We start from the raw sequence: 7,722 nt of genomic DNA, 5'->3' as shown, positions 1-7,722 counted from the left end.
GCCGTCAATGGCAGTCAGTTGTACGCCGCAGGCCAGGCCATTTCCAACCTGGGCGGAGCGGTGAATAAGCTGGGAACCCGCGTAGACCGCGTCGGTGCCGGTGCCGCTGCCTTGGCAGCCCTCCATCCGCTGGATTTCGACCCGGACGACAAGTGGGATTTCGCAGCCGGCTACGGTAATTACCGCGGTGCCAATGCGGCCGCTATCGGTGCCTACTATCGTCCTAATGAAGACACGATGTTCAGCGTCGGCGGCTCCTTCAGCGGCGGGGAAAACATGGTCAATGCCGGCGTCAGCTTTAAACTGGGCCAGGGCAACCACGTTTCAACGTCCCGCGTCGCCATGGCGAAAGAAATCAAGGATTTGCGGGAAAATGTAGCACAGCTCAATCAGATTGTCAATCGCCAGAGCGCGCTCATTGAAAAACTGACCAGCGTGGATACCGGTTCGATACAGGACAAAGGAAATGATTTGTTCCCCGATGTACCGGAAAACCACTGGGCCTATGAATACGTAACCAAACTGGCCAAAGCAGGTATCCTCAAGGGGTATCCCGATGGAAAATTCGCCGGTGACCGCATGATGACACGCTATGAATTTGCTGCCATCGTCTACCGGGCTATCACTATGGGAGCTGCATCGGATCCCGGTCTGAATCAGGATGGTACCTTAGGAAAACTGGCAAAGGAATTTAACCAGGAATTGAAATTTATCCGCATAGACACCATTCATCAAACGGATCAGGGAGAACCGACAGTACAGCGCGTACGCGTTCAGAATACAACTAAATAGTGAAAAATAGAGAGAGGTTGCAGCAAAATGGTTTTGACAGAGCGTTTTGTAGCAACCTCTTCTTTCGTTATGCCATCCTATGTGAATACAATCTATTATAATTTTTTATCCTGATATAATAATTTTACTAAAACACATCATTTTACGACAACGTAAAACGTAAAACCTAAACATAGAGAATAGTGTATAAAAATATTTCGTTTTAATGAAAAACGACAAAATATAGTAGCAGGGTAAGCAAATTTTCAGTTTTATCATAATAATTAAGAATAAATAAATGCATATTATACATTTTTCTGGTTTAAATATGATTTATTCGTAGAGTACGATTAGTATTACGTTATTTTTACATTATATTTTGTGTAGTCATCAATAAACAAAACGATATTTGACACGTATTCCGGATTAAGGTTTAAAATAGTAATGATTTTTACAATATTATGGTAATTATATTGTAAATGAAATGATACTAAGAACAGGAAATTGAATATCTGTAAATAAGGTGGGGGACTTTATGAACAAAATTTACAAAGTCATTTACAACAAAGTACGGAATTGCTATGTTGTCGTGTCGGAACTGGCCAAAAGCCATGGAAAAGAACAGTCACAGCGGACGAGCAGTAGAAGCCGTATTGGTGCACTGACTCTGGCTATTACCCTCTGTTTGTCGTCCTATGCACTGGCGGCCGAGCCGGTGGACCTGGGCAATGGCGGTAAAGCGGCCTATGATACTCAGGGGAATCTCATTATTGGAAAAGAAACCGTTGCAAAAGGAGAAAAAGCTCAGGGACAAAATAATACGACCATTGGCACGAATTCAGATACCTTGCGCAATGTGGCGGAAGGGGAAACGACGAAGAATGGGCAGCCTATGGATAATAAAGATAATACGCAGCTAGTGAGTAGTGAAGGAAAAGCTGCTGATCTGACTACTTCCACCGAATCTGGCGGCTCCACGACTGTAGGCTACAACAATCATGCTGAAGGGGATAATTCCACGGCTATCGGCAATGGAGCGAAAATTACCAACAAACCTATCACCTACTATGCCGATGCAGATGGTAATAAGACTACTGATGCAGAAAAGGCTGTCTGGTACAAAGATAAGGATGGCAATCCCACTCAGGTGCCCCAGGTGTTCCGTGATGCAGATGGCAATACCACCACTACACCCCAATATGTCCATACGTATACAGAAAAAGATCCGGCTACCGGTGAAGAAGTGACCAAAACCGAAATCACCAGCGATGCCAGTAAGTCTGACCAGAAAGATGGTAAGCCGGTTTACAACTACCAGAAATCCGACAATACGGACCATCTTTATTCTGTCACACTCTATCAGTCTGCGGACAACTCTATCGCTGCCGGCACAGAAGTCACCGCCAACGGTAGTAATGCCGTAGCCGTCGGTTACCGATCCACGGCCGATAATTCGGCTGTAGCCGTAGGTGATACGGCCGTAGCCAAAGAAAATGGTGTAGCCATCGGCAAGGAAACAAAGGCCAGCGTGGAAGGTTCTATTGCCTTGGGCAAAGGTTCGGAAGCAGACCGCTCCGGCGGCGTTACCGGCTGGGACCCTAAGACGGGCACTACATCCGTCAAGACTGGTACAGCTTGGCAGTCCGGGGAAGGGGCTCTGTCCATTGGCAATGGCGGTGCCAGCCGTCAGATCACCCATGTGGCCGCCGGCAGTGAAGACAGCGACGCAGTCAACCTGGCCCAGCTGAAAGAAGCCATGACCCATTATTACAGCGTGAAGACCACGGAAGCAACGGATGCAGCTGGGAACAACAACTACCTGAACGATGGAGCCACCGGGAACAATGCCTTGGCGGCCGGGGTCAGTGCCATGGCCAAGGGGAACAATGCTACAGCCGTGGGTACCCAGACCTATGCGTCGGGAGAAGATGCCTCCGCTTACGGATACCGGGCTGCAGCCATGGGGAAGGACAGCGTATCCATCGGTTCCGGGACCAGTGCACAGCAGGAAGGCTCTGTCGCTATCGGCGGACATGCCCAAGGGTACTATGCGGTGCAGGTAGGAACCGGTTCCACCGCCCAAAGTGCTTACTCGGTAGCGGTAGGGGGCCACGCCAAAGGAGGCCATTCTGTGGAAGTAGGGTATGGTTCTACGGCTCAGGGCTCTTATTCCACGTCTGTAGGTGGCCATGCCATCGGAAACTATTCCATTGCCATCGGCTCTTCGAAGGATAACTGGGGCTATATCAATGCGGCTTCTGCCGCAGGGGATAACTCCATCGCCATCGGAGGTCATACCAACAGCGCCAACGAAATCGCCATCGGAGCCGGCTCTGCCACTAGCGGCGGCCAGGCAATTACCGTAGGCGGTTCGGCCACGGGCCATCAATCTGTTTCAGTGGGAAACAGTGCCAACGCTACCACGAATCAGGCTACGGCCATTGGATGGGGTTCTTCGGCTACTGGGTCTCAGAGTACGGCTGTGGGCGGCCATGCCGGTGATACGAATTCCACGGCAGTAGGACAGGGGGCCAATGCCAACTATGCCTATGCCACGGCCGTAGGCAATAGCTCCGTGGCTTCAGGGGATCATTCCACCGCGTTGGGCTATGGGACTTCTGTCCAGGGCAGTTATTCTACCGCCATTGGCGGGGCCAGTGCCAAAGGGACCAATGTGACGGCTATCGGCAAGAACTCTACTGTTGGCGGGTATTGGAGCGATTCCATTTCGGATTCTACGGTCATTGGGGGCGCCCATATCAGCGGAAGTTTAACTAGTGGTACGGCCATCGGATCCAATGCTTCCGTCACAGGTTCCTATGGGGTGGCTCTGGGCCAGAATGCCAGTGTGGCTTACCAGAGTACCGGCGTAGGCACAGAAACCAAGGCTTCCAATACGGGCACGGCTGTAGGTTATGGAGCCCAGTCTTCCGGATACCAGTCCGCTGCCGTAGGTGCCGGTTCCAATGCCACGGGACAAAATGCCGTTGCTCTGGGTGGCGGAGGAGCCTGGGGGAATTACAGCATTGCCCTGGGATCTGGAGCCGGGACCACGGCCCATGGTATTGCTATCGGCCAGAATAGCGGGGTCTGGGGTGAAAACGCCATTGCCATCGGCGAAGGGACCAACGCTTGGCGGGCCAATTCCATCGTTTTGGGCAAGAATTCCAAATCTGGTGCCGATAAAAATATAGAAGGCTACGATCCGCATACCGGCGTGGCTTCTGTGGATGATACTTCAACCTGGCAGTCCACGGACGAAGCCGTTTCCATCGGCCGGGCAGAAGAACGGGATGGGGATGGCAAAATCACTGCCACGGCCATTACCCGCCAGCTGAACAATCTGGCTGCTGGTACTCTGGATACGGATGCCGTCAACGTGGCCCAGCTGAAAGCGGCCACCCAGAAGGTCAATATGCATGACTACAGCGTCTGGTCTCCCGATACGGAAACAGATACCAACTATACCAACGAAGGTGCTGTGGCTAAAAATTCCATGGCAGCCGGTGTCAGTGCATCCACAACGAAGGATGCAGAAAACGCCGTTGCCATCGGCTATAAGGCCAAAGCAGACGGCTTCGGCGCCACGGTCATCGGCCAGTATGGCACGGCGACAGGCCAGTATGCCCTGGCTTTTGGCGGGCAGCAGACGGATACTACGGCAGAACCGGCCAACAATGTGGCCAGCGGAGATAATGCCGTATCCTTCGGCGAACGGACCACTGCCAGCGGCAACAATGCCACTGCCTTTGGTCAGGAAACCAAGGCTACGGAAAAACGGGCTACTGCTTTTGGGGAACGGACCCTTGCCAGCGGAGAAAGTGCCACGGCATTTGGCAGTGATTCTACCGCCAGCGGGAAGTATTCAGTAGCTTTTGGAGAATATTCTACAGCTGCGGCAGAAAATTCACTGGCGGCTCTGGGCGGTACGGTGGATGAAACAGCTGCTAATGCTGCTGCCATCGGAAACGGCGCACAAGCCAAACTGGCGGACAGCGTGGCTCTGGGCAGTGGGGCTCTGGCTAACCGTTCCAGCGGTTCCATAGGCTATGATGTGCTGACCGGAAAGGCTTCCAGCAATACTTCCGCAGCCTGGGTTTCCAAAGCCAACGCCATTGCCATCGGCAACGACGCAGAAGGCAGCCTGATGACCCGCCAAATCACCGGTGTGGCAGCCGGTTCTCTGGATACGGATGCCGTGAACGTGGCCCAGCTGAAAGCGGCGGGCCTCAGTTTCACCACCAACTCCAAGGATGTATCCAATACCACGGACAACTACAAGGGCTACAAGGTGGTCAGCCGCAAGCTCGGCGACACCATTGCCATCAAGGCCAGTGACGAAAGGGACAACCACAGCTACAGCACGGCCAACCTGACCACCCGCATCGCCGAAAACGGGGATATCTCCATCCTCATGGATGAAAAGCCCACCTTCACTACTGTAATCACTGATAACGTGATTTATACGGGGAACAAGGACCAGCAGGATAAGGATGGCAAAGCCGCCAAGGCGGACACCAGTGTCCATTATGGGGACAAGACTCTGACGGGCGGCAAGAACATCACCACGTCTGACAACGAAACCAAGTCCACCCGGCTGGGGTACCAGGATGCCCAGGGGCTCCGCCACGATATCGCCACCATGGATGATGGCCAGATCTACGCCGGGGATATCAAAACCGACGGCACACCCGACAGCACCGGCTTTGCCCGCACCATGAACCAGAAGACCACCATCAACGGCGGCGTGACCAGTAAGGATGCTCTCACCGACAACAACATCGGCGTGGTTTCCAACGGCACCGATACCCTGACGGTGAAACTGGCCAAGGACCTGAAAGGCCTGAATTCCGTCACCACTGGCAAGACCGTCCAGAACGACAGCGGCATTACCATCACCAACGATAAAACAGATGAAACCAAGCATGTGGTCATCAACGGCGACAAGATTTCCTTCGGTGGCAACCAGGTCAACAACATGGGCAGCGGCTCCGATGGCACTGACGCTGATAAAAATCCGACCTACAATACCCTGACCAACGGGGCCAATATCGGCGATGTGAAGAATATCGCCAACACCACCGTCCAGCCGGTAATCGATACAGTAAACAAGGGCTGGGAACTGGATGTTAACGGCACGAAGCAAAAAGCCGTAACGCCGACGAACCCCAAAGTCAATCTGATTCAGGGCCAGAACATCACCATTACCGGCGATACAGTCGATACGGATAACGTGACCATTTCCACTGCTGACGATGTACGGTTCAATACGGTCCGCGTAGGCGGCGTCAAAACCGGAGACACCTACAGTGGCGGTATCGTGATCGGCGTCCAGAGCGGCAAGAATGCCGATGGCACGGAAAGCGCCAACTCCAATGATGATTATTACATCACCGGACTGAAGAACACCAACTGGGACAGCAAAAAAATCCAGAGCGGCCGGGCGGCTACGGAAGACCAGCTGGCCAAAGTCAGCGAAGCCATCAACAACGCCGCTGCGGCCGCCGGCAAGCGTACGGTGGTCACGGTGAACGATAAATCCAATCCGGCAACAGCTGAACCGGGAGCCAATGCCTATGGGGAATATGATACCCAGAATGGCAACCTGATGATTGCGGCCAAAAAAGACAGCGATGGCCTGATGACTTACAATATCAATCTCAACGACAAGCTGGCTTTAGGCAAAGATGGTACGGACGGCCAGGAAGGCACCCTTGGCCTGACCGGCAAAGATGGCCTGCCGGGGACCGACGGCAAACAAGGGTACAGCACTACCATCATCAAGACGGAAAAAGGACAGAAGGGCGAAGACGGCAAGACCGGCAAGGAAAATCTTGGCGGCACGGACATCACCCGCATTGTATATACCGACAAGGCTGGCCAGAATGCCCAGACCGTGGCCACCCTGGACGACGGCCTGAAATTCGTGGGCAACGACGGCCAGGAAGTCACCCGGAAGTTGAATGAAACCCTGTCCATTAAAGGCGGCTTGGATAAAGACGCTGTAGCCAAGGCATCCAGCAAGAACCTGGGCGTCCGCAAGAGTGGCGACGGACTGGAAATCGTCATGACCGATACCCCGGACTTTACCAAGGTTACGGTGGGCGGTGACAACAAAATCACCATTGGCGGACAGGATAATTCTGATACCAAGAATCCGGCCAATGGCAACTATATTACCGGTCTTGATAACACCAAGTGGGACAAGGACCATGTGACGGAAAACCGGGCCGCGACGGAAGGTCAGCTCCGGGATGTTGCCGGTTCCATTACCAACGAGGCAAACGGCGGTGGTTTTGCGCTGAGTTCTGATGAAAAAGGTACTGACAAGGTTGTGAAACAGGACCTTGGCAGGGCTATCCAGATTAAGGGCGATACCACTTACAAGGCTGATGGGACTGTAGAAAAAGCTGGGAACATCAAGACTTCTGTTGATATGGATAATAAAGCCATAAAAGTTGAACTGAACAAAGATGTAGATTTAACCAAAGACGGCAGCATCAAAGCCGGGAATACTACTATCAACAGTGATGGCGTGGAAACCAACAAGGTCAAAGTCGGTGACATCACGATTACGGATCAGGGCATCAACGGCGGAGCCAAGCAGATTACCAACATCGGAAGTGGCATCGATGGCAAACAGTATAAAGATGCCGGCGACAATAATGCGGCCAGTATCGGCGATGTGAAGCAGCTGGCCAAGAATGAAGCCAAAGCTTCGGAAGCCAAGAGCGGCAAAAACATCACCGTGAATGATGATCACACGGTGAACCTGAATGATGATATCATCCTGGGCAACGATTCCAATAAGCAGGTTGCCATCAATGGCTCCAACGGCCAGGTAGTCATTGGTTCCGGTGACAGCGCCATGACTCTGGGCAAACAGGCCAATACGGCTGGTGATAGCAACCCTGAAAACGGCAATTATCTGAATGGTCTCGATAACAAGAA

The 7,722-nt window shown here is 52.6% G+C and carries 2 protein-coding genes; both read left to right on the top strand.

What is annotated here, in order from left to right; translation table 11 throughout:
* Positions 1-792 (top strand): S-layer homology domain-containing protein (locus DW949_RS13300; protein WP_199595933.1); only part of this gene is annotated, 792 nt, incomplete at its 5' end.
* Positions 793-1,306: 514 nt separating this feature from the next.
* Positions 1,307-7,722 (top strand): ESPR-type extended signal peptide-containing protein (locus tag DW949_RS13295; protein ID WP_158570691.1); only part of this gene is annotated, 6,416 nt, incomplete at its 3' end.

The organism is Megasphaera sp. AM44-1BH, assembly GCF_003467125.1.
In the GTDB taxonomy this organism is placed as follows: domain Bacteria; phylum Bacillota; class Negativicutes; order Veillonellales; family Megasphaeraceae; genus Megasphaera.
This window is presented reverse-complemented; position numbering and strand designations above follow the sequence as displayed.